Source organism: Agromyces neolithicus (assembly GCF_039529735.1).
GTDB classification, from domain to species: domain Bacteria; phylum Actinomycetota; class Actinomycetes; order Actinomycetales; family Microbacteriaceae; genus Agromyces; species Agromyces neolithicus.
This window is the reverse complement of the sequence record NZ_BAAANJ010000006.1, coordinates 205,550-232,321: the sequence shown is the minus strand read 5'-3', so window position 1 is coordinate 232,321 and position 26,772 is coordinate 205,550. Positions and strand designations below refer to the sequence as shown.

Here is a 26,772-nt window from a genome sequence, read left to right as displayed (position 1 = left end):
GCCATGGCCAACATCAAGAAGGGTGACCTCGTTCAGGTCATCTCGGGCCGCAGCCAGGCCCGCGGCGGAGACCGCGGCAAGCAGGGCAAGGTGCTCGAGGTGCTCGTCGCCGAGAACCGCGTCGTCGTCGAAGGCATCAACTTCGTGACGAAGCACGTGCGCGTCGGCCAGACGCAGCGCGGCACCAAGACGGGCGGCATCGAGACCCACGAGGCATCGATCCACGTCTCGAACGTCGCGCTCGTCGACCCCGAGACGAAGAAGCCGACGCGCGTCGGCTTCCGTGAAGAGGTCGTGACGAAGGACGGCGTCGAGAAGACGGTCCGCGTTCGTTACGCGAAGAAGTCAGGTAAGGACCTGTAATGACTGACACTGCCGTGGGAACTGGCAAAATCCAGCCCCGCCTCAAGCAGAAGTACCGCAACGAGATCACGAAGAGCCTCACCGAGGCGCACGGCTACACCAACGTGCACCAGGTGCCCGGCCTCGTGAAGATCGTCGTGAACATGGGTGTCGGCGAGGCCGCGCGCGATGGCAAGGTCATCGACGGCGCCATCGCCGACCTCACGAAGATCACCGGCCAGAAGCCGCAGGTCACCAAGGCCCGCAAGTCCATCGCGCAGTTCAAGCTGCGTGAAGGACAGCCGATCGGCGCGCATGTCACGCTGCGCGGCGACCGCATGTGGGAGTTCCTCGACCGCCTGCTCTCGCTCGCGCTTCCCCGTATCCGCGACTTCCGCGGCCTCTCCGACGCGCAGTTCGACGGCAACGGCAACTACACGTTCGGTCTCACCGAGCAGAGCGTGTTCCACGAGATCGACCAGGACAAGATCGACCGCGTCCGCGGCATGGACATCACCGTGGTGACCACTGCCAAGAACGACGACGAGGGCCGCACGCTGCTCAAGCAGCTCGGCTTCCCGTTCAAGTCGGCCGAAGCGGCCAACTGAGACTCCGGATGCCGCAGGGCTCGCTCTGCGGCATCCGACCCGGTCCCGGCATCCGCTGGAACCGACGCACCACAGGTCAGTCCCCGTGTAACGGGTCCTGAAACCTGGTGAAACAAAGGAAACGACTGACATGACGATGACCGATCCGGTCGCTGACATGCTGACCCGACTGCGGAACGCCAACTCCGCGCACCACGACACCGTGTCGATGCCGAACTCCAAGCTCAAGGCGCACATCGCCGAGATCTTGAAGAAAGAGGGCTACATCGCGGACTTCGAGGTCGTCGACGCTCGCGTCGGCAAGACCCTCACGCTGCAGCTCAAGTTCGGCCCCAACCGCGAGCGTTCGATCGCCGGCATCAAGCGCGTCTCGAAGCCCGGCCTCCGCGTCTACGCGAAGTCGACCGAGCTGCCCAGGGTCCTCGGTGGCCTCGGCGTCGCGATCCTGTCCACCTCCAGCGGTCTGCTCACCGACCGCCAGGCCGAGAAGAAGGGCGTGGGTGGGGAAGTCCTCGCCTACGTGTGGTAGCTACTGATGTCGCGTATTGGACGACTCCCCATTGACATCCCCGCCGGCGTCACCGTGACGATCGACGGCCAGGCCGTTTCGGTCAAGGGCCCGAAGGGCGAGCTCTCGCTCGTCGTCGCCGCCCCGATCGAGGCCAAGGTCGAGGAGAACCAGGTTCTCGTCAGCCGCCCCGACGACGAGCGCAACTCGCGTTCGCTGCACGGTCTCACCCGCACCCTCATCGCCAACCAGATCATCGGCGTGACCCAGGGTTACTCGAAGGGCCTCGAGATCGTCGGCACCGGTTACCGTGTCGCCCAGAAGGGCTCGTCGATCGAGTTCGCGCTCGGCTTCTCGCACCCCGTGGTCGTCGAGGCTCCGGCAGGCATCACGTTCACGGTCGAGGGCAACAACAAGCTCACGGTCGCGGGCATCGACAAGCAGGCCGTCGGCGAGACCGCCGCGAACATCCGCAAGATCAAGAAGCCCGAGCCGTACAAGGGCAAGGGCATCCGCTACGCCGGCGAGGTCGTGCGTCGCAAGGCCGGAAAGTCAGGTAAGTAATCATGGCTGTGAAGACCAAGACGGCAGCGCGTTCGCGCCGCCACACCCGCCTTCGCAAGAAGGTCGTCGGCACCGAGCTGCGGCCCCGCCTCGTCGTCACCCGCTCGGCACGTCACGTGTTCGTGCAGGTCGTCGACGACAGCAAGGGCCTGACGGTCGCCAGCGCCTCGACCATGGAGGCAGACCTCCGTGCGTTCGACGGCGACAAGACCGCCAAGGCCAAGAAGGTCGGCGAGCTCGTCGCAGAGCGTGCGAAGCAGGCCGGCATCGAGTCCGTCGTGTTCGACCGCGGTGGCAACAAGTACGCCGGTCGTGTCGCAGCGATCGCCGATGGAGCGCGAGAGGCAGGGCTGAACCTGTGAGCACGGCATCTGTTGAAAATGGCACTATGAAGGAGACCGAGGTGACCGCAGAGGCACCCGTCGAGACGGCAGCCGCTTCCGAGCCCGCTCGCAACGAGCGCGACGGTCGTCGCGGCGGTGGCCGCGACCGCAACCAGGGTGGCCGCGATCGCGGTGGCCGCGACGCCGAGAAGAGCCAGTTCCTCGAGCGCGTCGTGACCATCAACCGCGTGTCGAAGGTCGTCAAGGGCGGTCGCCGCTTCAGCTTCACGGCGCTCGTCGTCGTGGGCGACGGCAACGGACTCGTCGGCGTCGGCTACGGCAAGGCGCGCGAGGTCCCGACCGCGATCTCGAAGGGCGTCGAAGAGGCGAAGAAGAACTTCTTCCGCGTCCCCCGCGTGGGCGCGACCATCCCGCACCCCGTGCAGGGTGAGGCCGCAGCCGGTGTCGTCCTGCTTCGCCCGGCGTCGCCCGGTACCGGTGTCATCGCCGGTGGCCCGGTGCGCGCCGTGCTCGAGTGCGCCGGCATTCACGACGTGCTGTCGAAGTCGCTCGGCTCGTCGAACACCATCAACATCGTGCACGCCACGGTCGAGGCCCTGCAGCAGCTCGAGGAGCCCCGCGCAGTGGCAGCCCGTCGTGGTCTCGACTACGACGAGGTCGCTCCGGCCCGCCTGATCCGTGCCGAGGCCCAGGCGGCCGAGGCCGCCGCAGCAGCGAAGGCAGGTGCCTGATGGCCAAGCAGCTCAAGGTGACCCAGATCAAGTCCAAGGTGAGCGAGAAGCAGAATCAGCGCGATACGCTGCGCAGCCTCGGACTCAAGCGCATCGGCGACTCGGTCGTTCGTGACGACAACCCGCAGAACCGCGGCTACGTCAAGACCGTCGCCCACCTCGTGAAGGTTGAGGAGATCGACTAATGGCAGAGAACGAAAAGGCCGCAGAGGCCGCCGAGCCCAAGAAGGCTCCGGCGAAGAAGGCAGCGGCGAAGCCCGCCGCCGAGAAGAAGGCGCCTGCGAAGGCCGCTGCCGAGAAGGCGCCGGCCGCGAAGGCCGCTGCCGAGAACAAGACCCCTGTGAAGAAGGCACCCGCGAAGAAGGCCCCCAAGGCCGACGTCGTGGAACCGCGCGAGCAGGTGCTCAAGGTGCACCACCTCCGCCCCGCCCCCGGTGCCAAGAAAGACAAGACCCGCGTCGGACGCGGTGAGGGTTCGAAGGGCAAGACGGCGGGCCGCGGCACCAAGGGTTCGAAGGCACGCAACAACATCCGCCCCGGTTTCGAGGGTGGCCAGCTTCCGTACCACATGCGTGCGCCCAAGCTGCGTGGCTTCAAGAACCCCTTCCGGGTCGAATACCAGGTCGTGAACCTCGACAAGCTCGCGGAGCTCTACCCGAAGGGTGGCGACGTCACTGTCGCCGACCTCATCGAGAAGGGCGCCGTGCGCAAGAACGAGCGCGTCAAGGTGCTCGGCAACGGCGACATCCAAGTGAAGCTGAACGTCGCGGTCGACAAGGTCTCCGGCTCGGCCGAGCAGAAGATCGTCGCCGCCGGCGGCTCGGTCAACTGAGACCGCTGCACCACTGAATGCCCGAGCCTGTCGGGACCTCGCGTATGATTCACGGGGGTCTCGACAGGCTCGAGCCGCATAAGGACTGACTCCACGACGGAGCAACAGGAGGACGAGTGTTCAACGCCATCGGGCGGATCTTCCGCACGCCGGATCTTCGCCGCAAGATCGGATTCACCCTGGGCATCGTCGCCCTGTTCCGACTCGGCTCGTTCATTCCGGCGCCCTTCGTCGACTTCGGCAACGTGCAGCAGTGTCTCGCCGCCAACCAGGGCGGCGCATCGGGGCTCTACGACCTCGTCAACCTCTTCTCGGGCGGCGCGCTGCTGCAGCTGTCGGTCTTCGCGCTCGGCATCATGCCGTACATCACCGCGTCGATCATCGTGCAGCTGCTGCGCGTGGTGATCCCCCACTTCGAGACCCTCTACAAAGAGGGCCAGGCGGGCCAGGGGCGCCTCACGCAGTACACGCGCTACCTGACCATCGCGCTCGGCGTGCTGCAGTCGACGACGCTCATCACCGTCGCCCGCTCGGGCGCGCTGTTCCCGTCGACCGATCCGGCGTGCTCGGCCCTCATCACCAACGACGCCTGGTACGCGATCCTGCTCATGGTCATCACCATGACCGCGGGCACCGGCCTCATCATGTGGATGGGTGAGCTCATCACCGAGCGCGGCATCGGCAACGGTATGTCGCTGCTCATCTTCACCTCGATCGCCGCGACCTTCCCCGGCTCGCTCTGGGCGATCGGCATCTCGCGCGGCTGGGACATCTTCGCGATGGTGCTCGCGATCGGCCTGGTGATCGTGGTCGCCGTCGTCTTCGTCGAGCAATCGCAGCGGCGCGTGCCCGTGCAATACGCGAAGCGCATGGTCGGCAGGCGCACGTACGGCGGCAACAACACGTACATCCCGATCAAGGTGAACATGGCCGGCGTCGTGCCCGTCATCTTCGCTTCGTCGCTGCTGTACCTGCCGGCGCTCATCGCCCAGTTCAACCAGCCCGCCCAGGGCGAAGACCCGCAGCCATGGGTCACCTGGATCACGAACTACCTCACGCAGGGTGACCACCCGCTGTACATGCTGCTGTACTTCCTGCTCATCGTGGGCTTCACCTACTTCTACGTCGCGATCACCTTCAACCCCGATGAGGTGGCCGAGAACATGAAGAAGTACGGCGGGTTCATCCCCGGCATCCGTGCGGGCCGTCCGACGGCCGAGTACCTCGACTACGTGCTCACGCGCATCACGCTGCCCGGCTCGTTGTACCTGGGCATCGTCGCCCTGATCCCGCTCATCGCCCTCGCCCTCGTCGGCGCCAACGCGAACTTCCCGTTCGGTGGCGCGTCGATCCTGATCATCGTCGGCGTCGGCCTCGAGACGGTGAAGCAGATCGACGCACAGCTCCAGCAGCGACACTACGAAGGACTGCTCCGATGACCCTGCGACAGGCTCAGGACGGCGGCTCGAGTGCGACCAGATCGGCCCGATTCCTGATCGTCGGCCCTCAGGGCTCCGGCAAGGGAACCCAGGGCGTACTCGTCGCGGGGGCCTACGACGTGCCGCAGGTCGCCACCGGCGACATCTTCCGGGCGAACGTCTCGGGAGGCACCGAACTCGGCAAGCGCGTGCAGGCCATCATCGAGGCGGGCGACCTCGTCTCGGACGACCTGACGAGCGAGCTCGTCCGCGACCGCCTGAGCCGACCCGATGCCGCAGGCGGGTTCGTGCTCGACGGCTACCCGCGCAATCGCACGCAGGTCGATCACCTCGACGCGTTCCTCGAGGGTCGCGGCGAGTCGCTCGACGCGGTCATCGAGCTCTCGGTGCCGCGCGAAGAGAGCATCGCCCGCCTGCGTCAGCGGGCGGTCGAGCAGGGGCGTACCGATGACACCGAAGAGGTCATCGCGAACCGCCTGGCGATCTACGAGCGCGAGACGGCTCCGATCCTCGACGTCTACCGCAGCCGCGGCATCGTCGTGCGCGTCGACGGCGTCGGAACACTCGACGAGGTCACGCACCGCATCTTCGAGGCGCTCTCCTCCCGAGGCCTCGTGCCGCGCCACCCCGGCGCCGCGGCCTGACCGCGGTGTTCCGCCGCTCTCCCTACAAGTCGCCGGCCGAACTCCGCGCAATGGTGCACGCCGGGCGTGCCACCGCGGGCGCGCTCGCCGAGGCGCGCGCACTCGTCACCGTCGGGGCGACGCCGCTCGAGATCGACTCGGCCGCCGAGCGGTTCATCAGGCAGGCGGGCGGTGTGCCGAACTTCACGCTCGTCCCCGGGTATCGCCACACGCTCTGCGTCTCGGTCAACGACGACGTCGTGCACGGAATTCCGGGCGACCGTCCGTTCCGCCCCGGTGACATCGTCTCGGTCGACGGCGGCGCCGAGGTCGACGGTTGGAACGGCGACGCGGCGTTCACGGTCGTGCTTCCCGACCCGTCGCGGCCCGAGGTGGTAGCCGCGCGCGAGCAGCTCTCGCGCGTGACCGAGCGCGCGCTCTGGCACGGCATCGCGACCCTCGCACGCGCCTCGCACCTCAACGAGGTCGGCGCGGCGATCGAGGACTTCGTGTACGACGCCGGCAGCTACGGCATTCTCACCGACTACGTCGGGCACGGCATCGGCCGCTCGATGCATGAGGAGCCGCCGGTGTTCAACTACCGTGTCGACCGCAGGGGACCGGCCGTGAAGCCCGGGCTCGTCGTGGCGATCGAGCCGATGATCGTCGCCGGTGCGATCGACACCTTCCTGCGCGACGACGACTGGACCGTGACGACCTCCGACGGCGCCGACGCCGCCCATTGGGAGCACAGCGTCGCCGTGCACGCCGGCGGCATCTGGGTGCTCACCGCAGAAGACGGCGGCGCGGCGGCGCTCGCCCCGTTCGGCATCGAGCCGGTTCCGATCGCCTAGCCTTCGGGTTCCATGAGCCGCGACAACTCGGCGAGCAGCCCTTGGTAGTCGGTGGCGCCGTGCACGAGCCGCTGCACGTTCTCACGCTCCGAGAAGGTCTCGACGAACTGGTCGAACACATCCTGGAACTCGGCCCTGCCTGCCTCGGAGAAGGCGATGAGCGCCACGACGTTGACGCGCGCGCCGTCCCAGTCGATCGGCACCTCGTCGATCGCGATCGCGATCGCCGTGCGCTTGGCCGTCATCGTCATGGCGTGCGGCACCGCGAGGTGCTCGGTGAACGCGGTCGACGACATGCGCTCTCGCTCGAGCGCGCCGTCGAGGTATGCGCGGTCGATGACATCAGCGGCGATCATGCGCTCGCCGAGCGTCGTGATGACCCCTTCACGGTCGAGGCCGCGCATGCCGCGCACGAACAGGTCGGGTGCGATGTATCGCGAGAGCGCCGTGACGAGCCGTGCGTGCCGTCGTGCCCGCCGGATGCGCGAGACCTCGGCCCTGACCCGGGCGAGGTCGGCCTCCTTCGGGAACGGCGAGATGCGCACGAGATGCTCGACCGCCGCCGTCGGCTCGATCACCGAGACGATGAGCTCGGCGCGGATCGCGGCCCAGTCGACATCGGTTCGGTCGATGAGCTCGACGAGTTCGACGTCGGATCCGAACTCGCTCCGTATCCGCTCGGCGAGCACCGTGTGCACGTCGTGGTACGCGGGGGCGACGACCGCGACGCGCACGCGATCGAGCGCGGAGCGGCGCTGCTCGAGGTGCGCTCCAACGTGCATGGCGATGTACGCGATCTCGTCTTCGTTCACGACGATGCCCTCGCTCTGCGCCAGCTCGCTCGCGATGTACACGGCGAGGTCGTAGGTGAGCGGGTAGGCCGACTTGATCGTCGCCGTCAGCGGGTTGCGCGAGTAGCGCTCCTCGCTCGCCCGTGCAACGAGGTGGTCGACGTGCAGCGCCAGCCGCTCGACGAAGTCGTCGTCGTCGAGTTCGATGAGATACTCGTCGGCGGCGCGTGAGACGATCGCCTGCACGAGATCGGCTCGCGTCGACGAGGGCACGGCGCGCCCGGGTGCGGCGAGCCGGGTCGCCGCACGGGTGCCCAGCAGGCGTGCGAGGTGGGCGAGCTCGGCATCGCCGATCGACCGCCCGAAGTGCTCGCGGATGAGCGCGTCGAGCAGGTCGTCGAGTCGCGACGAATCGGATGTCCCGGCCACGGCCGTCGCGTCGTCGATCGGGTGATCGCGTGCTGCGCGGTCGAGGGCGATCGCGATGTGCAGCAGCACATCGCCCAGTCCGTACTCGTTGGGGGCGTACCCGGCATCGGCGAGCCGGGCGACGAGCGCCTCGCGGAACTGCGGCAGCTGGGGGAACGCCGCGCGCAACTGGTCGAATGCGTCTGCCCCGCGAGCGGATTCCTCACGGAACAGCGCGCCGAGCAGTCGCCGGCGCGCCGACTCGGGGCCCGTCATCGTCACGACCGGTCCGCGGCGGGCGAGTGCGAGACCGGTGCCCTCGAGGCGCGCCCGGATGCGACGAAGATCGGCTTCGACCGTCGCTTCGCTGACGTGGACGCGCTGTGCGACCTCGTAGACATCGAGCCCATGGTCGGCGTCGATGAGTGCGCGGATGAGGGCGACCGAGCGGGCGACCGGCGAGGTGTCGCGCGCACGCGACCTGCCGCGGGTGGCCCACGCCGCGCGGTCGAGGCGATACCCCTGCGGGCCCGAGGCGATCAGCGTCGCGCCCTCGGCGTTCGCACGGGTGACGTAACTGCGGATGGTGCGGGGCGTGACCCCGAGCCGCTCGGCGAGGGCGCCGGCGGTCGTCCACCCGTCGTCGTCGGCGAGGACCTCGACGAGTCGCTCCCACTTCTCGGCCAACACTGCTCCCGGGTCGCTGCCCGGTCCACGCGGCGCCGAGCGGTGCAGCAAGTCAACCACCAGCCGTCGCCCGGCCGCGGCCATCGGAACGGAATTTCCGGGGGAGCGGAAGCCGATCTGCTGGAGTCCCGCACGACTTCGGAGCAGAATCATCGCAAGCGGTCGAGGCCGCGACCGACACGATCGACGACGACCGGGCTGCCGGTTGCGAGGAGGCACGGGCGATGCGCATCATCGTGGTCTGCGGCGCCGGCGCCTCGAGCACCTTCATCGCCCATCGCATCCGTCGCGCCGCAGCCGATCGCGGGCTCTCGGTGCGCACGCAGGCATCGAGCGCGGCGGGCCTCGACGAGGTCCTGCCGGGTGCCGACGTGCTGCTCGTGGGCGAACACCTCACCGAGCAGCTCGCAGCCCTGCGCGAGCGCGCGGTCGCGGCATCCGTACCGCTCGCCATACTGCCGTCGGGCGCATCAAGCGCCGCCGACGGCGAAGAGGCACTCGACCTGGCCCTCGCAACTGCGGGAGCCGGCTCATGAACCACCACGCGCACGAGCAGGCTCCCGTGCGAGTGACCGGGCGATACGGTGGGCGAGGGAGCCGACACCAGCGATGGGAACGCGAATCATGGTTGAACGCACGGTACGAATCGGATCGACTCACGGCCTGCACGCCCGCCCGGCCAAACTCTTCACGCAGGCCGCAGCCGCCTCGGGTGCCGCGGTCACGATCAGCAAGTCGGGTGGCAAGCCGGTCAACGGGGCGAGCATCCTCGCCGTCATCTCGCAGGGCATCGATCACGGCGACGAGGTCACCCTCGTCGTCGAGGGCGGCGACGAGCAGGCCGTGCTCGACGAGCTCGTCGGCCTGCTGCTCACCGACCACGACGAGTAGCGCCGGGCGTAGGTGCACCGAACCGACGAGAAGGGACGCCTGATGCAGATCACGGGAACGGGAATCGGCCAGGGGGTCGCGGTGGGGCCGGTCGTGCGCATGGCCGAACCGCTGCCCGAGCCCGTCGACCGGCCGAGCCACCTCGACCCGAAGCTCGAGGGCGAGCGGGCCCGGGCGTCGATGTCGGTGGTCGCGGCCGAGCTGACGAGCCGGGGCGCCAGGGCCGGCGGTGCCGCCCAAGACGTGCTCGAGGCACAGGCGATGATCGCCGAAGACCCGAGCCTCGTCGACGACGTCACCTCGCGGCTCGACGAGGGCAAGACCGCCGAGCGCGCGGTCTTCGAGGCGTTCGCGTCGTACCGCGACCTGCTCGCCGGCATGGGCGGTTACATGGCCGAGCGTGCCGCAGATCTCGACGACATCTCGCAGCGCGTGATCGCGCACCTGTTGAAGCTACCCGCTCCGGGCGTGCCCGATCCGGGACATCCGTTCGTGCTCGTCGCCCGCGATCTCGCGCCCGCCGACACGGCAACGCTCGATCTCGACCAGGTGCTGGGGCTCGTCACCGTCGACGGCGGGCCGACCTCGCACACCGCGATCCTCGCCCGTGAGAAGTCGATCGTCGCGATCGTCGGTGCGGCCGATGCCGCGAGCCTCGCCGACGGCGACATCGTGATCGTCGACGCGGCCAACGGACTGGTGCTCTCCGACCCGACACCCGACGACATCGCGGCGGCCGAAGCGCGGATCGCCGAGCGCGCCGCCCTCGAGGCCGCTCCGGTGACGCCCGGCGCGCTCGCCGACGGCACGCCCGTTCCCTTGCTCGCGAACCTCGGCTCGGCCGATGGAGCCGCCGAGGCGCTGCGGCTCGGCGCCGAGGGTGTCGGGCTGTTCCGCACCGAGTTCCTCTTCCTCGACGCCGACACCGCGCCGAGCATCGCCGACCAGCAGGCGCAGTACTCGAAGATGCTTTCGGCGTTCGCCGGCAAGAAGGTCGTCGTGCGCGTGCTCGACGCCGGGGCCGACAAGCCGCTCTCGTTCCTCAACGATGCGCCCGAAGAGAACCCGGCACTCGGGCTCCGGGGCATCCGCGCGCTGCGGCACTCCGAGGTGATCCTGCGAGAGCAGCTCACCGCGCTCGCCGCGGCCGACGCCGCCACCGACGCTGAGCTCTGGGTCATGGCGCCGATGATCGCGACCGTCGACGAGACGCGCTACTTCACGGCGCTCGCGAAGGAGCTCGGCATCCGCGTCGCCGGCGTCATGGTCGAGACACCGTCGGCGGCGCTCGTCGCCGACCACGTGCTCGCCGCCTGCGACTTCGCCTCGATCGGCACGAACGACCTCACCCAGTACACGATGGCCGCCGACCGGCTGCTCGGCACCGTCGCGAAGCTGCAGGACCCCTGGCACCCCGCCGTGCTGCGCCTCATCGCAGACGTGGGCCGCGCCGGGAAAGAACTCGGCAAGCCCGTCGGCATCTGCGGCGAGGCCGCCGCCGATCCGCTGCTCGCCGTCGTGCTCGTGGGCCTCGGCGCCACGAGCCTGTCGATGTCGCCATCGGCACTCGCAGATGTCCGCGCCTCCCTCGCGCGGTACAGCCCCGACGACGCGAAGTCGCTCGCCGGGGCAGCCCTGGCCGCTGAGGGAGCGGCCGAAGCCCGAGCGGCGGCCCTGGCCGTCGCAACCGAGATCACCACGGCGCGCGAAGCCGCGTCGTGATCACCAGAGAGGCATTGCCATGACATCGACATCGACGTCGAGTGACGCGAAGCGGCCGGGGGGAGCTCGCGTCGCGGTCCAGAAGTTCGGAACCTTCCTGAGCGGGATGATCATGCCGAACATCGCGGCGTTCATCGCGTGGGGGTTCATCACCGCCCTGTTCATCGAGGCAGGTCCGTTCCCCGTTCCCGTTCTCGGCGGGTTCCCGAGCCCCGACGGCACCGAGAACGTCGGGCTCGTCGGCCCGATGATCACCTACCTGCTGCCACTGCTCATCGCGAACCAGGGTGGTCGCATGGTGTACGACACGCGAGGTGGTGTCGTCGGGACGATTGCGACCGTGGGCGTGATCGTCGGTGCGGGCATCCCGATGTTCATCGGCGCGATGATCATGGGGCCGCTCGCGGCCTGGGTCATGAAGCGAATCGACCGGCTGTGGGAGGGCAAGATCAAGGCGGGCTTCGAGATGCTCGTCAACAACTTCTCGGCCGGCATCGTCGGTATGCTGCTGGCACTCGTCGGGTTCTTCGCGTTCGCGCCGGCCGTCGAGTTCATCAGCAACGGCCTCGAGACGGCGGTCAACTGGCTGGTTCTGGCGGGCCTCCTGCCGCTCGTCTCGATCCTCGTCGAGCCGGGCAAGGTGCTCTTCCTCAACAACGCGATCAACCACGGCGTCTTCACTCCGCTGGGCATCCAGCAGTCGGAGGAGACCGGCAAGTCGATCCTGTTCCTCATCGAGGCGAACCCCGGTCCCGGCCTCGGCATTCTGCTCGCGTTCACCTTCTTCGGCGTTGGAATGGCGCGAGCGAGTGCGCCCGGAGCGATCATCATCCAGTTCTTCGGCGGCATCCACGAGATCTACTTCCCGTATGTGCTCATGAAGCCGATGCTGATCATCGCCGCGATCGCGGGTGGAATGACGGGGGTCGCCACGAACGTCATCTTCGCGAGCGGACTGCGCGCCCCGGCTGCGCCGGGCAGCATCTTCGCGGTGCTCATCCAGACCGCCTCCGACAGCTACGTCGGCGTCATCCTCTCGGTGGTACTGGCCGCGACCGTGTCGTTCGTGATCTCCGCGATCATCCTGCGGGCGAGCCGCAAGCGCGACCTCGCCAAGGAGGGCGCCGGCGACCTCTCGGCGGCGATCGCCCAGACCGAGGCGAACAAGGGCAAAGAGAGCGGAGTGCTGCACAACCTGCAGGCCGAGGGTGTCGCCGCGGGCGGCGGGCTCATCGCGGAGGGCGAGCAGGAGGCCTTCGAGCACAAGCCGATCCACACGATCATCTTCGCGTGCGACGCGGGCATGGGCTCGAGCGCGATGGGCGCCACGGTGCTGCGCAACAAGATCAAGAAGGCCGGCATCGACAGCGTGACGGTGACGAACAAGGCGATCGCCAACCTCACCGACGACGTCGACCTCGTCATCACCCACCAGGACCTCACGGATCGCGCCAAGCTGCAGTCGCCGAGCGCGCTGCACGTGTCGGTCGAGAACTTCATGAACTCGCCGAAGTACGACGAGATCGTGAACCTGCTCGAAAGCGAGGGCGTGCGCTGATCGATCGCGCCGCGCACGGCGCGGCAACCCGGCACCGCGGCAGTCTCCGATCCGGAGGCCGCCGCGGCGCCGGCCGTTCCAGTCGAAGGAGAAGGGGAAACCGATGACCGAAGAGATCCTGCCCGCTGCCAATGTGCGGCTCACCGCCCGCGTGGGCGGGCGTGACGACGCGATCCGCGAGGCGGGCGCGATCCTCGTCGAAGCCGGCGCGGTCGACCCCGCCTACATCGACTCGATGCTCGAGCGCGAGCAGTCGGTGTCGACCTACATGGGCAACCTGCTCGCGATCCCGCATGGCACCAACGAGGCGAAAGACACGATCCGACGGTCGGCGCTCTCGGTCATCCGGTACGACGAGCCGGTCGACTGGGGCGGTGATCAGGCTCGCTTCGTGGTCGGCATCGCCGGCATCGAGAACGAGCACCTCGACATCCTCTCGAAGATCGCGATCATCTTCTCGGACGACGACGAAGTGGCGCGGCTCGTCGCCGCCACCTCGGCCGAGCAGTTGCACGCACTGCTCTCAGAGGTCAACGAGCCATGAAGGCCGTGCATTTCGGCGCTGGCAACATCGGGCGCGGGTTCGTCGGGCTCCTCCTGCACGACGCCGGGTACGAGGTCGTCTTCGCCGACGTCAACGGCGCGCTGATCGACGAGCTCGCGGCATCCGATCGCTACACGGTGCACGAGGTGGGCGTGGGCGCACGCGATCGCGTCGTCGACGGCTGCCGCGCCGTGAACAGTGCGACGGATGCCGCGGGCCTCGCCCGCGAGCTCGCCGACGCCGACGTCGTGACCACGGCAGTGGGCCCGAACGTCCTGAAGTTCATTGCTCCGCACGTGGTCGAGGCGCTGCGCGCCCGTGGCGCCGACGCCCCGCCGCTCGCCGTCATGGCGTGCGAGAACGCGATCAACGCCACCGACCTGCTGCGCGACGAGATGGCCGCGCTCTCGGGTGCCGACGAGTGGCCCCGGCTCGCAGCGCGCGCGGTGTTCGCCAACACCGCGGTCGACCGCATCGTGCCCGCCCAGGCGGCCGACGCCGGGCTCGACGTCACCGTGGAGACGTTCTTCGAGTGGGCGATCGAGCGATCGCCGTTCGGCGACACGCCCCCGGTGATCGCCGACGCGCACTTCGTCGACGACCTCGCGCCGTACATCGAGCGCAAGCTGTTCACCGTCAACACGGGGCACGCCGCCACCGCCTACTTCGGATTCCTCGCGGGGCATACGCGCATCAGCGACGCGCTCGCCGACCCCGTCGTCGAGGGCGCCGTCGAACGCGCGCTCGGCGAGACGTCGGCGCTCATCATCGCCAAGCACGCGTTCACCGAAGCCGAGCAGACGGCGTACCGGTTCACGATCCTCGAGCGCTTCCGCAACCCCGACCTGCCCGACACCGTCGAGCGGGTCGGGCGCCAGCCGCGGCGCAAGCTCGGCCGAAACGAGCGGTTCATCGGCCCGGCCGCCGAGCTGGCCGAGCGCGGACGCCCAGTCGACGGGTTGCTCGCGGCGATCACGGCGGCGCTGCGGTTCGATGTGCCGGCCGACCCCGAGAGCGTCGAATTGGGCCACGCGCTCCGCACCCGCGGCCCGGTGCAGATCGTGCACGAGGTGATGGGCATCGCTCCAGGACATCCGCTCGAAGACGGCCTCGTCGAAGCCGTGGCCGCTGCGGCGTCGGCCCGTTAGCGCTGCGATCGGTCGACCGCGGGCCCGCCCCGGGCGCGATCGGGCTCGACTGGCGAAATCGCCTGGAATCACCTAGAGTTGACCCTTGGTGTTCTGCACGCCCGCTTCGGCATGCCTCATGACCTGGTCAGCACGACTCGGTCAGACGGCGTCGACCTGACGGCGATCGCATGCGGCATCATCGCACGACCAGCATCCCAAACTCCAAGCGATAGTGAGGCTATGGCCAAGAAAGACGGCGTCATCGAGATCGAAGGCTCGGTCATCGAGGCACTCCCGAACGCGATGTTCCGGGTAGAGCTCACGAACGGGCACAAGGTTCTCGCGCACATCTCAGGAAAGATGCGCCAGCACTACATCCGCATCCTCCCTGAAGACCGCGTGATCGTCGAGCTGAGCCCGTACGACCTGACGCGCGGGCGCATCGTCTACCGCTACAAGTAACGGCTGCCGGAAAGTAACGGCCCGCGGCACCCCGCGGGTACGAAGACAGCGAATTCCAAGGAAACACCATGAAGGTCAACCCCTCCGTCAAGCGCATCTGCGACAAGTGCAAGGTCATCCGCCGCCACGGCAACGTGATGGTCATCTGCGAGAACCCGCGCCACAAGCAGCGCCAAGGCTGAGCCGAAGGTTGAGGCCGCGAAGCGGGCTCAACCGGAGGCTCGAGGTCGAGTAGGCGCGCCAGCGCCGTATCGAGACCTCGACGGCGAGGAAGCTTCCACCACGAGGCATCCGCTCATCACAACTGAACACCGCATCGGCAATGCCAGATCCCGCTCACGCGGGTGACACCTCGGGTCGGAGGCCCGGGCACCGGCATTGCTCCACACCTCCACTTCGAAACAGGAGAAGCCACACATGGCACGTCTGGCAGGAGTCGACATCCCGCGCGAGAAGCGCGTGGAGATCGCACTGACTTACATCTACGGCGTCGGCCGCACGCGAGCGCTCACCACGCTCAGCGAGACCGGCATCGACGGCAACATCCGCGTCAAGGACCTCAGCGACGACCAGCTCGTCGCCCTGCGCGACTACATCGAGGCCAACTTCAAGGTCGAGGGTGACCTCCGCCGCGAGGTTGCCGCCGACATCCGCCGCAAGGTCGAGATCGGATCGTACGAGGGCCTGCGCCACCGCCGCGGCCTCCCGGTCCGCGGCCAGCGCACCAAGACCAACGCTCGTACCCGCAAGGGCCCGAAGCGCACCGTCGCCGGCAAGAAGAAGCCCGGCCGCAAGTAACCGCTCGTCGCCAGATCTAGGAGATTTCACACATGGCAGCACCCAAGGCGGCTACTCGCAAGCCGCGCAAGAAGGAAAAGAAGAACATCGCAGTGGGCCAGGCCCACATCAAGTCGACGTTCAACAACACGATCGTCTCGATCACCGACACCACCGGTGCCGTGATCAGCTGGGCCTCCTCGGGTGGCGTCGGCTTCAAGGGCTCGCGCAAGTCGACCCCGTTCGCCGCACAGCTCGCCGCAGAGTCGGCCGCCCGCCAGGCGCAGGAGCACGGCATGAAGAAGGTCGACGTCTTCGTCAAGGGCCCCGGCTCGGGCCGCGAGACCGCGATCCGCTCGCTCCAGGCCGCAGGCCTCGAGGTCGGCAGCATCAACGACGTGACGCCCCAGGCGCACAACGGCTGCCGCCCCCCGAAGCGCCGCCGCGTCTGACACTCCAACGTCGGTCGAGTAGGGCGCCCGCGCCCGTATCGAGGCCTCCCGCGGCATCCGCGGTCTCGATACGGCCCTGACGGGCCTACTCGACCGGCGACACGTTCTCACACAACTCAAGATCCTCGACCTCGCAGGTGTCATATAGCGGACACCCTGCCGAAAGGAATCAACAGTGCTGATCGCACAGCGCCCGACGCTCACCGAAGAGAACATCTCGGAGTTCCGCTCGCGTTTCGTGATCGAGCCCCTCGAGCCGGGCTTCGGTTACACCCTGGGCAACTCGCTCCGTCGCACCCTCCTCTCCTCGATCCCCGGCGCGGCCGTGACGAGCATCCGCATCGACGGCGTGCTCCACGAGTTCTCGACGGTTCCCGGGGTGAAAGAGGACGTCACCGAGATCATCCTCAACATCAAGAACCTCGTCGTCTCGAGCGAGCACGACGAGCCCATCACCGCCTACCTGCGCAAGCAGGGCGCCGGTGAGGTCACCGCCGCCGACATCTCGGCCCCTGCCGGCGTCGAGGTGCACAACCCCGAGCTCGTCATCGCGACGCTCAACGACTCGGCGAAGTTCGAGCTCGAGCTCACAATCGAGCGCGGCCGCGGCTACGTCTCGGCAAGCCAGAACCGCAACGAGTACTCCGAGGCCGGCCAGATCCCGGTCGACTCGATCTACTCGCCGGTGCTCAAGGTCACCTACCGCGTCGAGGCCACCCGTGCCGGCGAGCGCACCGACTTCGACCGCCTCGTGGTCGACGTCGAGTCGAAGCCGGCCATCACGCCCCGTGACGCGATCGCCTCGGCAGGTCGCACCCTCACCGAGCTGTTCGGCCTCGCACGCGAGCTGAACACCGCGGCCGAGGGCATCGAGATCGGCCCCGCGCCGGTCGACGCCGTGCTCTCGAGCGAGCTCTCGATCCCGATCGAAGACCTCGACCTCTCGGTGCGCAGCTACAACTGCCTCAAGCGCGAGGGCATCAACACGGTGTCCGAGCTCGTCGCCCTGAGCGAATCGCAGCTCATGAACATCCGCAACTTCGGCCAGAAGTCGGTCGACGAGGTCAAGGACAAGCTCACCGAGATGGGCCTGTCGCTGAAGGACTCGGTTCCCGGCTTCGACGGCGCCCACTTCTACACGGGCTTCGACGACGAGAACTAGGCCCCGGCCTGCCCGACCCCTCACTACCTGGAGATAACGAACCATGCCGAAGCCCACCAAGGGCCCCCGCCTCGGAGGCGGACCCGCGCACGAGCGCCTGCTGCTCGCGAACCTCGCGGCTGCGCTCTTCACGCACAAGAGCATCACCACCACCGAGACGAAGGCCAAGCGCCTGCGTCCGCTCGCCGAGCGCCTCGTCACCTTCGCGAAGCGCGGCGACCTGCACGCCCGCCGTCGCGTGCTCGCCGTCATCGGCGACAAGGCGGTCGTACACGAGCTCTTCGCCGTGATCGCCCCGCAGGTCGCCGACCGTGAGGGCGGCTACACCCGCATCACGAAGATCGGCAACCGCAAGGGCGACAACGCGCCCATGGCGGTCATCGAGCTCGTGCTCGAGCCCGTCGTGAAGAAGCAGCGCGCCGCCAAGCCGGCCGCTGCCGAGGTGCCCGTCGCCGACGAGCCCGAGGTCGTCGAGGAGGCCGCAGAGGCCCCCGCCGCCGACGAGGCTGCTGCTGAGGAGACCGCCGAGGCTGCTGCCGAAGAGGCCCCCGCCGACGCCGAGGCTGCAGTCGAGGAGCCCGCCGAGGCGAAGTAGCCACGAGTTCAGCTCGCGAGGGCCCGGATGCTGCGGCATCCGGGCCCTTCGTCGTCGATGCGATCATGCGGTTCGCGCCCGAGCGAACCGATGCCGTCGGAGTGATCGAATGAATTCGCTCGAACGCCACTCACTCCAGCGTCATAGGCGCGAGCGGGGTCGTGATTCTCCTCACCGTAGGCTGGACGCATGCCCGCGAATATGCCCGACGACGCAGATGCCGCGGCATCCGTCGTTCGCATCAGGTTCGGCATCGCCTACGACGGCACCGACTTCAAGGGGTGGAGCCGCCAGCCCGGCCTGCGCACCGTGCAGGGCGTGCTCGAGGACGCGCTCGCCACCCTGTTCCGTCGCACGGGCACCTCGCCCCGCATCACCGTCGCCGGCCGCACCGATGCGGGCGTGCACGCGCTCGGCCAGGTCGCCCATGCCGATGTCGATGAATCCGCCCTCGCTGCCGTCGCGCGCCCGCGCCGCGGGAGCGAGGCCGACGCGACGCCCGAGGCCGCCCTCGCACGACGCCTCACCGGCATCATCGGCGCCGATGCCGACGTCGTCATCACCCACGCCGAACGCGCGCCCGCCGGGTTCGACGCGCGGTTCTCCGCCGTGTGGCGCCGCTACGAGTACCGCGTGGCCGACGCGGCGGCCCTTCGCGATCCGCTCGAGCGCCGACGCACCGTCGCCCACCCGCGAACGCTCGACGTCACGGCGATGGATGCCGCTGCCAGGTCGCTGCTCGGACTGCACGACTTCGCCGCATTCTGCCGCCCGCGCGAGGGCGCGACGACGATCCGCACGCTGCAGTCGTTCGAGTGGCGACGCGCCGCCGACGGCGTGCTGGTGGCGTCGCTGCAGGCCGACGCGTTCTGCCACTCGATGGTTCGCGCGTTGGTCGGGGCGTGCGTGGCGGTGGGGGAGGGCCGGCTCGCGGCATCCGACCCGCAGGTGCTGCTCGAGGCGGCCGAGCGAACCAGCGCATTCAAGGTGATGCCCGCGAAGGGCCTGGTGCTCACCGAGGTCGGCTACCCCGACGACCACGAGCTCGAGGCGCGCGCCGGCCAGACGCGAGCGCGGCGCGAATTGCACGTCGACGGCCTCATCGGCTAAGCTTGCCCTTTGGTGCCGTTCTCTGCAGCGGCGCCCGAAGTTGAGCCCTCCACCAGGGCGTTCGCCGGCATCGCCGTCGAACTCCCCCCGGAGTGGGATTCACGAACCCCTCACTCGATCAGAAAGCAGCACTTCCGTGACGCGCACCTATACCCCGAAGTCGAACGAGATCCAGCGCGACTGGGTCGTCATCGACGCGACCGACATCGTGCTCGGTCGTCTCGCGAGCCACTCCGCAGCCCTGCTGCGCGGCAAGCACAAGGCGATCTTCGCCAACCACGTCGACACCGGTGACTTCGTCATCATCGTCAACGCCGAGAAGGTGGCCCTCACCGGTCAGAAGCTCGAGCAGAAGAAGGCCTACCGCCACTCGGGCTACCCGGGCGGGCTCAAGGCCGTCGGCTACGCAGAGCTTCTCGAGCGCAACCCCGTCCGCGCCGTCGAGAAGGCGATCCGCGGCATGCTCCCGAAGAACTCGCTCGGCCGGGCCCAGCTGAAGAAGCTCAAGGTCTACGCCGGCCCTGAGCACCCGCACGCGGCTCAGCAGCCCAAGCCGTACACCCTCACCCAGGTCGCCCAGTAACTCGGCACCCTCGACGTTCTCGAAATAAGGATTCACACCAAAATGGCGAAGATCGCAGACCAGATCGAAGCGGCTCCCGAGAGCTACACGACCGAGAGCACCCCCGCAGAGGCTCCGGCAACCCCCCGTCCCGTGCTCAACGTCTCGGGTGCGGCCGTCGGCCGCCGCAAGCAGGCCATCGCCCGCGTGCGCGTCGTCCCGGGTGCCGGCGGCATCACGGTGAACGGCCGTGAGTTCGCGCAGTACTTCCCCAACAAGCTGCACCAGCAGCTCATCACCGACCCGTTCACCGTGCTCGAGCTCACCGGCTCGTACGACGTGATCGCGCGCATCACCGGTGGCGGCCCCTCGGGCCAGGCCGGCGCCCTGCGTCTCGCGATCGCGCGTGCGCTCAACGAGATCGACCGCGAGAACAACCGTCCGACGCTCAAGAAGTCGGGCTTCCTCACGCGTGACGCCCGCGTCATCGAGCGCAAGAAGGCCGGTCTCAAGAAGGCGCGCAAGGCTCCGCAGTTCTCGAAGCGCTGATCCGCGCTTCCGGGCTCCCCTCTATGCCTCGGCTTTTCGGCACCGACGGTGTCCGGGGCCTGGCCAACCGTGACCTCACGGCTGACCTGGCCCTGGGCCTGTCCCAGGCGGCTGCTGCCGTCCTCACCCAAGGGCGCCACGCCGACGAACTCCGCGCTGCGGGTCGCCGGCCCGTGGCGGTCGTCGCACGCGACCCGCGCGTCAGCGGCGAGTTCCTCACCGCGGCGGTCTCGGCCGGCCTCGCGAGCTCCGGCGTCGACGTGCTCGATGCCGGGGTCATCCCGACCCCCGCGACGGCGTACCTCATCGACTCGATCAAGGCCGACTTCGGCGTGATGATCTCGGCGTCGCACAACCCTGCGCCCGACAACGGCATCAAGTTCTTCTCGTTCGGCGGCACCAAGCTGCCCGACGTCGTCGAAGACCGCATCGAGTCGTACCTCGGCAAGCAGAAGCTCGCGCCCATCGGCGACGGCGTCGGCCGCATCCAGCGGTTCGCCGACGCCGAAGACCGCTACGTCGTGCACCTGCTCGGCACGCTGCCGCATCGCCTCGACGGCATCAAGGTCGTCCTCGACTGCGCCCACGGCGCGGCGGCAGGCGTCTCGCCCGAGACGTTCAAAGACGCGGGTGCCGAGGTCGTCGTCATTGGCGCCGACCCCGACGGCATCAACATCAACGACGGCGTCGGCTCGACGCACCTCGACAAGCTGCAGGCCGCCGTGCTCGAGCACGGCGCCGACGTGGGCATCGCCCACGATGGCGACGCCGACCGGTGCCTCGCGGTCGACGCCGATGGCAACATCGTCGACGGCGACCGCATCATGGCGATCCTCGCGCTCTCGATGAAAGAGCGCGGCAAGCTCACCGACGACACGCTCGTCGTCACCGTCATGTCGAACCTGGGGCTCAAGCGCGCGATGGCCGAACACGGCATCCGCGTCATCGAGACCAAGGTCGGCGACCGGTACGTGCTCGAGGCGCTCGCCGCCGGCAAGCTCGCTCTCGGCGGAGAGCAGTCGGGTCACGTCATCATGTCCGAGTACGCGACGACCGGCGACGGCGTGCTCACGGGCCTGCACCTCGTGGCCGAGATGGCGCGCACGGGCAAGACCCTCGCCGAGCTCGCCTCGGTCATGACGGTCTACCCGCAGGTGCTCGTCAACGTGCGCGGGGTCGACCACCACTCGTTGCATGCCGACGCTGAGATCGCTTCGGCCGTAGCTGCTGCCGAGGCCGAACTCGGCGACTCCGGCCGGGTGCTGCTGCGACCGTCGGGCACCGAGCCGATGGTGCGGGTCATGGTCGAGGCATCCGAGCAAGAGACGGCAGAGCGCCACGCGTCCACGCTCGCCGACGTCGTGCGCGTGCGTCTCACCGTCTGAGCGCGAACGTTCACGGTCGAGCGGATGTCCCTCACGGGGCATCCGCTCGTCGTTTCAGAGCCTCGCGCGGGGTCTCGATACGCGCTTCGCGCTACTCGACCGACGGTTCGATACGCGCTTCGCGCTACTCGACCGACGGTTCGATACGCGCTTCGCGCTACTCGACCGACGGTTCGATACGCGCTTCGCGCTACTCGACCGACGGTTGGGGTCAGAGCTTTCGCAGCAGCACGCTCGACACGGCGTGATCGGGGCCCTTGCGCAGCACCAGTGAGGCGCGCGAGCGCGTCGGCCGGATGTTCTGCAGCAGGTTCGGCTCGTTGATGGTCTGCCAGATCTCGCGGGCGCGCTGGCGCGCCTCGGTCTCGGAAAGGCTCGCATAGCGGTGGAAGTACGAGCGCGGGTTCGCGAATGCGCCGCGCTGCAGCTTGAGGAATCGCTCTTCATACCAGCGGGCGATGTCGCTCGTGCGGGCGTCGACGTAGATCGTGAAGTCGAACAGGTCGCTCACCGCGAGCCGGTGGCCAGGGCCCGGCGGCTGCAGCACGTTGAGTCCCTCGACGATGAGCACGTCGGGCCTGCGCACGGTGATGTGGGCGTCCTTCACGATGTCGTAGGCGAGGTGCGAGTAGAACGGCGACCGCACCTCTGCGGCACCGGCCTTGACCTCGCTGACGAAACGCAGCAGGGCGCGCCGGTCGTACGACTCGGGGAATCCCTTGCGCGCCATGAGCCCGCGCCGCTCGAGTTCGGCGTTCGGGAACAGGAACCCGTCGGTCGTGATGAGCTCGACGTGCGGGGTGTGCTCCCACCGGGCGAGCAGCTCGCGCAGGAGGCGCGCGATGGTGGACTTGCCGACCGCGACCGAGCCGGCCACGCCGATGACGAACGGGGTGGACTCGAACCGCTCGCGCAGGAACTCGCTCGTGACCTTGTGCAGCGACTTCGTGCCGCCGACGTAGAGGTTCAGCAGCCGGCTGAGCGGCAGGTACACCTCGGCGACCTCGCGTGGGTCGAGGGGCTCGCCGAGGCCGCGCAATTGCACGATCTCGGTCTCGCGGAGGGGCGACGACATCGACGGCGCGAGCGCGGCCCAGTCGGCCCGACCGAGCTCGACGAAGGGAGAGAGGTGCGCCGTCTGCGACGACGGGCTCTGCGGGTCGGGCACCGTTCCACTGTAGTGCGGCGGTCGGCGCCCCCAGCGAGGCGGGCGGGGCGAGTGCACAGTCTCGCGCCACTACAATTGGCCGCTATGTGTGGAATCGTCGGATATGTCGGAGAGCGCAACAGCCTCGACGTGCTCATGGGCGGCCTGCGCCGCCTCGAATACCGTGGCTACGACTCGGCGGGAGTGGCCGTCGTCGACGACGACGGTGCGATCGAGACGGCCAAGCGCGCCGGCAAGCTGCAGGTGCTCGCCGATGAGCTCGAGGCGAACCCGCTGCACCGCGGCGGCACCGGCATCGGCCACACGCGCTGGGCGACGCACGGCGGCCCCACCGACCGCAACGCGCACCCCCACCTCGGCGACGAGGGCCGCCTCGCGCTCATCCACAACGGCATCATCGAGAACTTCGCCGACCTGAAGAACGAACTGCTGGCCGAGGGCCTCACGTTCGAGTCCGAGACCGACACCGAGGTCGCCGCCGTGCTGCTCGGCAAGGAGTATCGGGCCACGGGCGACCTGCGCCAGGCCTTCCGCAACACCGTCTCGCGCCTCGACGGTGCGTTCACCCTGCTCGCGGTGCATCGCGACGAGCCCGGGGTCGTCGTCGGCGCCCGCCGAAACTCGCCGCTCGTCATCGGGCTCGGCGAGGGCGAGAACTTCCTCGGCTCCGATGTCGCCGCCTTCGTCGAGTTCACCAAGCGCGCCGTCGCGATCGGTCAGGACCAGATCGTCGAGATCACGGCCGGCGCGGTCGCCGTCACCGATTTCGCGGGCGAGCCCGTCGAGGTCGAACCGTTCGAGATCGAGTGGGATGCCTCTGCCGCCGAGAAGGGCGGATGGTCGTCGTTCATGCGCAAAGAGGTGTCGGAGCAGCCCGATGCGGTCGCCAACACCCTGCGGGGTCGTGTCGTCGACGGCCAGGTCGTCATCCCCGAGCTCGCGTCGTTCGGCGACGATGAGCTGCGGGCCATCCGTCGCATCACGGTCATCGCGTGCGGCACCGCCGCGTACGCCGGCATGGTCGCGAAGTACGCCATCGAGCAGTGGTCGCGAGTTCCCGTCGAGGTCGAGCTCAGCCACGAGTTCCGCTATCGCGAGCCGGTGCTCGACGAGCACACGCTCGTCGTGTCGATCAGCCAGTCAGGCGAGACCATGGACACGCTCATGGCAGTGAAGTACGCCCGCGAGAACGGCGCGCGCACGATCTCGGTCTGCAACACGCAGGGCGCGACCATTCCGCGCGAGTCCGACGCGGTCGTCTACACGCACGCCGGCCCCGAGGTCGCGGTCGCGTCGACGAAGGCGTTCGTCGCGCAGATCGCGGCGCTCTACCTGTTCGGGCTGCACCTGGCTCGCGTGCGCGGCACCCTGTCGGCCGACGAGCTCGCGACGCAGCTCGGCGAGCTGGCGGCGGTGCCCGAGAAGTTGCAGGCCGTGCTCGGCGAGGCCGAGAAGGTCGAGCAGCTCGCCCACTGGATGGCCGACACCCGATCGGTGCTCTTCCTCGGCCGGCATGTCGGCTTCCCGATCGCCATGGAGGGTGCGCTCAAGCTCAAGGAGCTTGCGTACATCCACGCCGAGGGCTTCGCCGCCGGCGAGCTGAAGCACGGCCCCATCGCGCTCATCGAGCCGGGCCAGCCGGTCTTCGTCGTGGTGCCGAGCCCGCGCGGCTCGGCCAACCTGCACCCGAAGGTCGTGTCGAACATCCAAGAGATCCGGGCGCGCGGCGCACGGGTCATCGCGATCGCCGAGGCCGGCGACGCGGCGGTGCTGCCGTTCGCCGACGAGGTGCTGCGCATCCCGCTCGCGGCCCCGCTGTTCGAACCGCTGCTGGCCGTGGTGCCGCTGCAGATCTTCGCGATGGAGCTCGCGCAGGCCAAGGGACTCGACGTCGACCAGCCGCGCAACCTGGCGAAGTCCGTCACGGTCGAGTGATGCAGGGCACGGGCGCGGCGTGATCGCCGGCATCGGCATCGACGTGGTCGACATCCGGCGCTTCGAGCGCTCGGTGGCTCGCACGCCTGCCCTGATCGAGCGGTTGTTCGCCCAGAGCGAACGGGGTCGCCCGGCGCGTTCGCTCGCTGCCCGTTTCGCCGCGAAAGAGGCGCTCATCAAGGCGCTCGGCGGCCACGCAGTGATCCGCTGGCACGAGATGACCATCGTGCAAGACGCCGAGGGCAACCCCGACTTCGAGCTGTCCGGCGGGCTCGCCGCCCACGTGCGCGAGCTCGGCATCGACCGGGTGCACCTGTCGATGAGCCACGACGCCGGCATCGCGAGCGCGTTCGTCATCCTCGAATCCGTCGGGGACGCGGCGCGATGACCGGCGGCCACGCCGGCGACGCGCCCTTCCGCGAGGCCGTCGTCGACCTCGACGCCATCGCCCGCAACGCGCGCACCATCGCCGAACGCGTGGCGCCCGCCGAGGTCATGGCGGTCGTCAAGGCCAACGCCTACGGGCACGGAGCGGCCGAGGCCGCGCGGGCGGCACTCGCCGGCGGTGCGACGCGGCTCGGCGTCGCCGACCTCGGCGAGGCGTTCGAACTGCGTGCTGCCGGCATCGACGCACCCATCCTCGCGTGGCTGCACGACCCCGACGCCGACTTCACGACCGCGGTCGGAGCCGGCGTGGAGATCGGCGTCTCGAGCCTCGACCAGCTCGAACGTGCGGCCGCCGCTGCCGGGCTCGCCGCGTCGGGCGGGCCCGCCGCCGTGCACCTGAAGATCGACACCGGGCTCAGCCGCAACGGCGTGCCCGAGGCCGACTGGCCGGCGGTCGTCGCGCGCGCGGTCGAGCTCGAGCACGCCGGGCGGGTGGCGGTCGCCGGCATCTTCAGTCACTTCGCGAACACGTCGCGCGACGTCGACGCCGCCCAGCGCGAGGCGTTCGAGCGGGCACTCGAACACGCGACGACGGCCGGCCTGAAACCGACCGTGCGCCATCTCGCCTCGTCCGAGCAGGCGATCCGCGACCCGGGCGCCCGATACGACGTGGTGCGCATCGGCATCGGCCTCTATGGGCTCACCCCCTTCGGCGACGGCACCACGTGCACCGACCTCGGGCTGACCCCCGCGATGACCCTGCGTGCGCGGGTCGCCGCGGTGCGCCGCGTCGAGGCTGGGGCGGGCGCGTCATACGGTCACCTCTGGCACGCCGACTCCGCGACGACCCTGGCGCTCGTGCCGCTGGGCTACGCCGACGGCATTCCGCGCCACGCCACCGGCGGCGGCGCTGAGGTGCTGCTCGCGGGAGCCCGGCGCCCGGTCGTCGGACGGGTCGCGATGGACCAGTTCATCGTCGACGCCGGCGACGCACCCGTTGCGGTCGGTGACGAGGTCGTCGTGTTCGGCGACCCGGCGAGCGGCGCCCCGACCGCCGACGAGTGGGCCGAGGCCTCTGGCACGATCGGCTACGAGATCGTCACGCGCATCGGCCCGCGGGTGCCGCGCCGTTACGTCGGCGGCGCCCGATGAGATTCGAGGTCGTCGACACCGAGGCCATGGAGGCGTTCGGTCGCGAGCTCGGCAGGCAGTTGCGTGCCGGCGACCTCGTCGTGCTCACGGGTGCGCTCGGCGCCGGCAAGACCACCCTGACGCGCGGCATCGGCACCGGGCTCGGCGTGCGTGGCCCGGTGCAGAGCCCCACGTTCGTGTTGGCCCGAACCCACCCGAGCCTCGCGGGCGGCGCCCCGCTCGTGCACGTCGACGCCTATCGGCTCGGCGATGCCGCCCTCATCGAAGACCTCGACCTCGATTTCGACCATTCGGTGGTCGTCGTCGAGTGGGGAGCAGGCCTCGTCGACGACGCGAGCGACTCCCGCCTCGAGATCGTCATCGAGCGCCCCACGGGCGCGAGCCTCGCGACAGACACGCTCGGCGACGACGACCTCGACGCCGACGAGCCGCGAACGATCACGGTGCGCGGAATCGGGCCGCGCTGGTCGGGCGGCCCGTACGCCGCGTCGGCGTAGGCT

33 protein-coding genes are annotated in these 26,772 nt (G+C 69.0%); 31 read left to right on the top strand and 2 right to left on the bottom strand.

Going from position 1 to position 26,772, the window contains the following annotated elements; all coding sequences use genetic code 11:
- Positions 1 to 3: 3 nt before the first annotated feature.
- From rplX to map, 11 genes are all read left to right on the top strand, one after another.
- Complete coding sequence (gene rplX / locus ABD164_RS09930) at positions 4 to 363, top strand: 50S ribosomal protein L24 (protein ID WP_344295772.1); 360 nt, start codon at positions 4 to 6, stop codon at positions 361 to 363.
- Positions 363 to 950, top strand: coding sequence for a 50S ribosomal protein L5 (gene rplE, locus ABD164_RS09925; RefSeq protein WP_344295770.1), 588 nt, complete (start codon positions 363 to 365; stop codon positions 948 to 950). Before rplX ends, rplE begins: the two co-directional genes overlap by 1 nt.
- A 130-nt stretch (positions 951 to 1,080) precedes the next feature.
- On the top strand, positions 1,081 to 1,479 hold the full coding sequence (gene rpsH, locus ABD164_RS09920) for a 30S ribosomal protein S8 (RefSeq protein ID WP_344295769.1): 399 nt from the start codon (positions 1,081 to 1,083) through the stop codon (positions 1,477 to 1,479).
- A 6-nt stretch (positions 1,480 to 1,485) separates the two neighbouring features.
- The gene (gene rplF / locus ABD164_RS09915) at positions 1,486 to 2,022 is read left to right on the top strand and encodes a 50S ribosomal protein L6 (RefSeq protein WP_344295768.1); all 537 of its coding nucleotides are present in this window, start codon (positions 1,486 to 1,488) and stop codon (positions 2,020 to 2,022) included.
- 2 nt (positions 2,023 to 2,024) lie between these two features.
- A complete protein-coding gene (gene rplR, locus ABD164_RS09910; RefSeq protein WP_156999956.1) occupies positions 2,025 to 2,384 on the top strand; it encodes a 50S ribosomal protein L18 in 360 nt (119 codons plus the stop codon).
- Positions 2,385 to 2,410: 26 nt separating this feature from the next.
- Complete coding sequence (gene rpsE / locus ABD164_RS09905) at positions 2,411 to 3,097, top strand: 30S ribosomal protein S5 (protein ID WP_344295766.1); 687 nt, start codon at positions 2,411 to 2,413, stop codon at positions 3,095 to 3,097.
- Positions 3,097 to 3,282 carry a 50S ribosomal protein L30 gene (rpmD, locus tag ABD164_RS09900; RefSeq protein WP_344295765.1) on the top strand — a complete coding sequence of 62 codons (186 nt, stop codon included), beginning with the start codon at positions 3,097 to 3,099 and terminating at the stop codon, positions 3,280 to 3,282. The genes rpsE and rpmD overlap by 1 nt, the downstream gene beginning before the upstream one ends.
- Entirely contained in the window at positions 3,282 to 3,929 is a 648-nt protein-coding gene (rplO, locus tag ABD164_RS09895; RefSeq protein WP_344295764.1) for a 50S ribosomal protein L15, read from the top strand. Before rpmD ends, rplO begins: the two co-directional genes overlap by 1 nt.
- A gap of 116 nt (positions 3,930 to 4,045) precedes the next feature.
- Positions 4,046 to 5,368: a preprotein translocase subunit SecY gene (secY, locus tag ABD164_RS09890; protein ID WP_344295762.1), complete on the top strand. Its 1,323-nt coding sequence runs from the start codon at positions 4,046 to 4,048 to the stop codon at positions 5,366 to 5,368.
- Positions 5,365 to 6,012 carry an adenylate kinase gene (locus tag ABD164_RS09885; protein WP_344295761.1) on the top strand — a complete coding sequence of 216 codons (648 nt, stop codon included), beginning with the start codon at positions 5,365 to 5,367 and terminating at the stop codon, positions 6,010 to 6,012. Before secY ends, ABD164_RS09885 begins: the two co-directional genes overlap by 4 nt.
- Positions 6,013 to 6,017: 5 nt before the next feature.
- Positions 6,018 to 6,845, top strand: a complete 828-nt coding sequence (gene map, locus ABD164_RS09880; protein WP_344295760.1) for a type I methionyl aminopeptidase — start codon at positions 6,018 to 6,020, stop codon at positions 6,843 to 6,845.
- On the opposite strand, the gene ABD164_RS09875 is transcribed toward map, so the two are convergent.
- Complete coding sequence (locus ABD164_RS09875; protein ID WP_344295758.1) at positions 6,842 to 8,791, bottom strand: BglG family transcription antiterminator; 1,950 nt, start codon at positions 8,789 to 8,791, stop codon at positions 6,842 to 6,844. The two genes, map and ABD164_RS09875, sit on opposite strands and share 4 nt — an antisense overlap.
- Positions 8,792 to 8,955: 164 nt before the next feature.
- Here ABD164_RS09875 and ABD164_RS09870 point away from each other — a divergent pair, with 164 nt between their 5' ends.
- The 16 genes from ABD164_RS09870 to glmM all read left to right on the top strand — a co-directional run bounded on the left by ABD164_RS09870 (position 8,956) and on the right by glmM (position 21,630).
- Positions 8,956 to 9,267: a PTS sugar transporter subunit IIB gene (locus ABD164_RS09870; RefSeq protein ID WP_344295757.1), complete on the top strand. Its 312-nt coding sequence runs from the start codon at positions 8,956 to 8,958 to the stop codon at positions 9,265 to 9,267.
- 88 nt (positions 9,268 to 9,355) lie between these two features.
- Positions 9,356 to 9,622 (top strand): HPr family phosphocarrier protein, encoded by a 267-nt coding sequence (locus ABD164_RS09865; RefSeq protein ID WP_344295756.1) that lies wholly within the window; start codon positions 9,356 to 9,358, stop codon positions 9,620 to 9,622.
- A 42-nt stretch (positions 9,623 to 9,664) separates the two neighbouring features.
- Complete coding sequence (ptsP, locus tag ABD164_RS09860) at positions 9,665 to 11,344, top strand: phosphoenolpyruvate--protein phosphotransferase (RefSeq protein WP_344295754.1); 1,680 nt, start codon at positions 9,665 to 9,667, stop codon at positions 11,342 to 11,344.
- 19 nt (positions 11,345 to 11,363) lie between these two features.
- Positions 11,364 to 12,902, top strand: coding sequence for a PTS mannitol transporter subunit IIBC (locus ABD164_RS09855; protein ID WP_425545936.1), 1,539 nt, complete (start codon positions 11,364 to 11,366; stop codon positions 12,900 to 12,902).
- Positions 12,903 to 13,005: 103 nt separating this feature from the next.
- Complete coding sequence (locus tag ABD164_RS09850) at positions 13,006 to 13,446, top strand: PTS mannitol transporter subunit IIA (protein ID WP_344295751.1); 441 nt, start codon at positions 13,006 to 13,008, stop codon at positions 13,444 to 13,446.
- Positions 13,443 to 14,594 carry a mannitol-1-phosphate 5-dehydrogenase gene (locus ABD164_RS09845; protein ID WP_344295750.1) on the top strand — a complete coding sequence of 384 codons (1,152 nt, stop codon included), beginning with the start codon at positions 13,443 to 13,445 and terminating at the stop codon, positions 14,592 to 14,594. Before ABD164_RS09850 ends, ABD164_RS09845 begins: the two co-directional genes overlap by 4 nt.
- A 222-nt stretch (positions 14,595 to 14,816) precedes the next feature.
- The gene (gene infA, locus ABD164_RS09840; protein ID WP_011186713.1) at positions 14,817 to 15,038 is read left to right on the top strand and encodes a translation initiation factor IF-1; all 222 of its coding nucleotides are present in this window, start codon (positions 14,817 to 14,819) and stop codon (positions 15,036 to 15,038) included.
- A 68-nt stretch (positions 15,039 to 15,106) separates the two neighbouring features.
- Complete coding sequence (rpmJ, locus tag ABD164_RS09835) at positions 15,107 to 15,220, top strand: 50S ribosomal protein L36 (protein ID WP_129520984.1); 114 nt, start codon at positions 15,107 to 15,109, stop codon at positions 15,218 to 15,220.
- A 235-nt stretch (positions 15,221 to 15,455) separates the two neighbouring features.
- Positions 15,456 to 15,836: a 30S ribosomal protein S13 gene (gene rpsM, locus ABD164_RS09830; RefSeq protein WP_344295747.1), complete on the top strand. Its 381-nt coding sequence runs from the start codon at positions 15,456 to 15,458 to the stop codon at positions 15,834 to 15,836.
- Between the two features lie 32 nt (positions 15,837 to 15,868).
- Complete coding sequence (rpsK, locus tag ABD164_RS09825; protein ID WP_092668574.1) at positions 15,869 to 16,267, top strand: 30S ribosomal protein S11; 399 nt, start codon at positions 15,869 to 15,871, stop codon at positions 16,265 to 16,267.
- Between the two features lie 175 nt (positions 16,268 to 16,442).
- Positions 16,443 to 17,429, top strand: coding sequence for a DNA-directed RNA polymerase subunit alpha (locus ABD164_RS09820; protein WP_022893850.1), 987 nt, complete (start codon positions 16,443 to 16,445; stop codon positions 17,427 to 17,429).
- Positions 17,430 to 17,472: 43 nt separating this feature from the next.
- Entirely contained in the window at positions 17,473 to 18,024 is a 552-nt protein-coding gene (gene rplQ, locus ABD164_RS09815; RefSeq protein WP_344295745.1) for a 50S ribosomal protein L17, read from the top strand.
- Between the two features lie 189 nt (positions 18,025 to 18,213).
- Positions 18,214 to 19,134, top strand: coding sequence for a tRNA pseudouridine(38-40) synthase TruA (gene truA / locus ABD164_RS09810; protein WP_425545935.1), 921 nt, complete (start codon positions 18,214 to 18,216; stop codon positions 19,132 to 19,134).
- A gap of 136 nt (positions 19,135 to 19,270) precedes the next feature.
- On the top strand, positions 19,271 to 19,717 hold the full coding sequence (gene rplM / locus ABD164_RS09805; protein WP_344295743.1) for a 50S ribosomal protein L13: 447 nt from the start codon (positions 19,271 to 19,273) through the stop codon (positions 19,715 to 19,717).
- A 42-nt stretch (positions 19,718 to 19,759) separates the two neighbouring features.
- Positions 19,760 to 20,245 (top strand): 30S ribosomal protein S9, encoded by a 486-nt coding sequence (gene rpsI / locus ABD164_RS09800; protein WP_344295741.1) that lies wholly within the window; start codon positions 19,760 to 19,762, stop codon positions 20,243 to 20,245.
- A 23-nt stretch (positions 20,246 to 20,268) separates the two neighbouring features.
- Positions 20,269 to 21,630: a phosphoglucosamine mutase gene (glmM, locus tag ABD164_RS09795; RefSeq protein WP_344295740.1), complete on the top strand. Its 1,362-nt coding sequence runs from the start codon at positions 20,269 to 20,271 to the stop codon at positions 21,628 to 21,630.
- A 211-nt stretch (positions 21,631 to 21,841) separates the two neighbouring features.
- Here the strand turns inward: glmM and coaA are convergent, their stop codons facing one another.
- Complete coding sequence (coaA, locus tag ABD164_RS09790; RefSeq protein ID WP_344295738.1) at positions 21,842 to 22,798, bottom strand: type I pantothenate kinase; 957 nt, start codon at positions 22,796 to 22,798, stop codon at positions 21,842 to 21,844.
- A gap of 84 nt (positions 22,799 to 22,882) precedes the next feature.
- Here coaA and glmS point away from each other — a divergent pair, with 84 nt between their 5' ends.
- The 4 genes from glmS to tsaE are packed head-to-tail and all read left to right on the top strand — an operon-like array spanning position 22,883 to position 26,769.
- Complete coding sequence (gene glmS, locus ABD164_RS09785; RefSeq protein WP_344295736.1) at positions 22,883 to 24,733, top strand: glutamine--fructose-6-phosphate transaminase (isomerizing); 1,851 nt, start codon at positions 22,883 to 22,885, stop codon at positions 24,731 to 24,733.
- A gap of 19 nt (positions 24,734 to 24,752) precedes the next feature.
- A complete protein-coding gene (locus tag ABD164_RS09780) occupies positions 24,753 to 25,121 on the top strand; it encodes a holo-ACP synthase (RefSeq protein ID WP_344295734.1) in 369 nt (122 codons plus the stop codon).
- Positions 25,118 to 26,272, top strand: a complete 1,155-nt coding sequence (alr, locus tag ABD164_RS09775) for an alanine racemase (protein WP_344295733.1) — start codon at positions 25,118 to 25,120, stop codon at positions 26,270 to 26,272. The genes ABD164_RS09780 and alr overlap by 4 nt, the downstream gene beginning before the upstream one ends.
- Positions 26,269 to 26,769: a tRNA (adenosine(37)-N6)-threonylcarbamoyltransferase complex ATPase subunit type 1 TsaE gene (tsaE, locus tag ABD164_RS09770; protein WP_344295731.1), complete on the top strand. Its 501-nt coding sequence runs from the start codon at positions 26,269 to 26,271 to the stop codon at positions 26,767 to 26,769. Before alr ends, tsaE begins: the two co-directional genes overlap by 4 nt.
- The last annotated feature ends 3 nt before the right edge of the window (positions 26,770 to 26,772 follow it).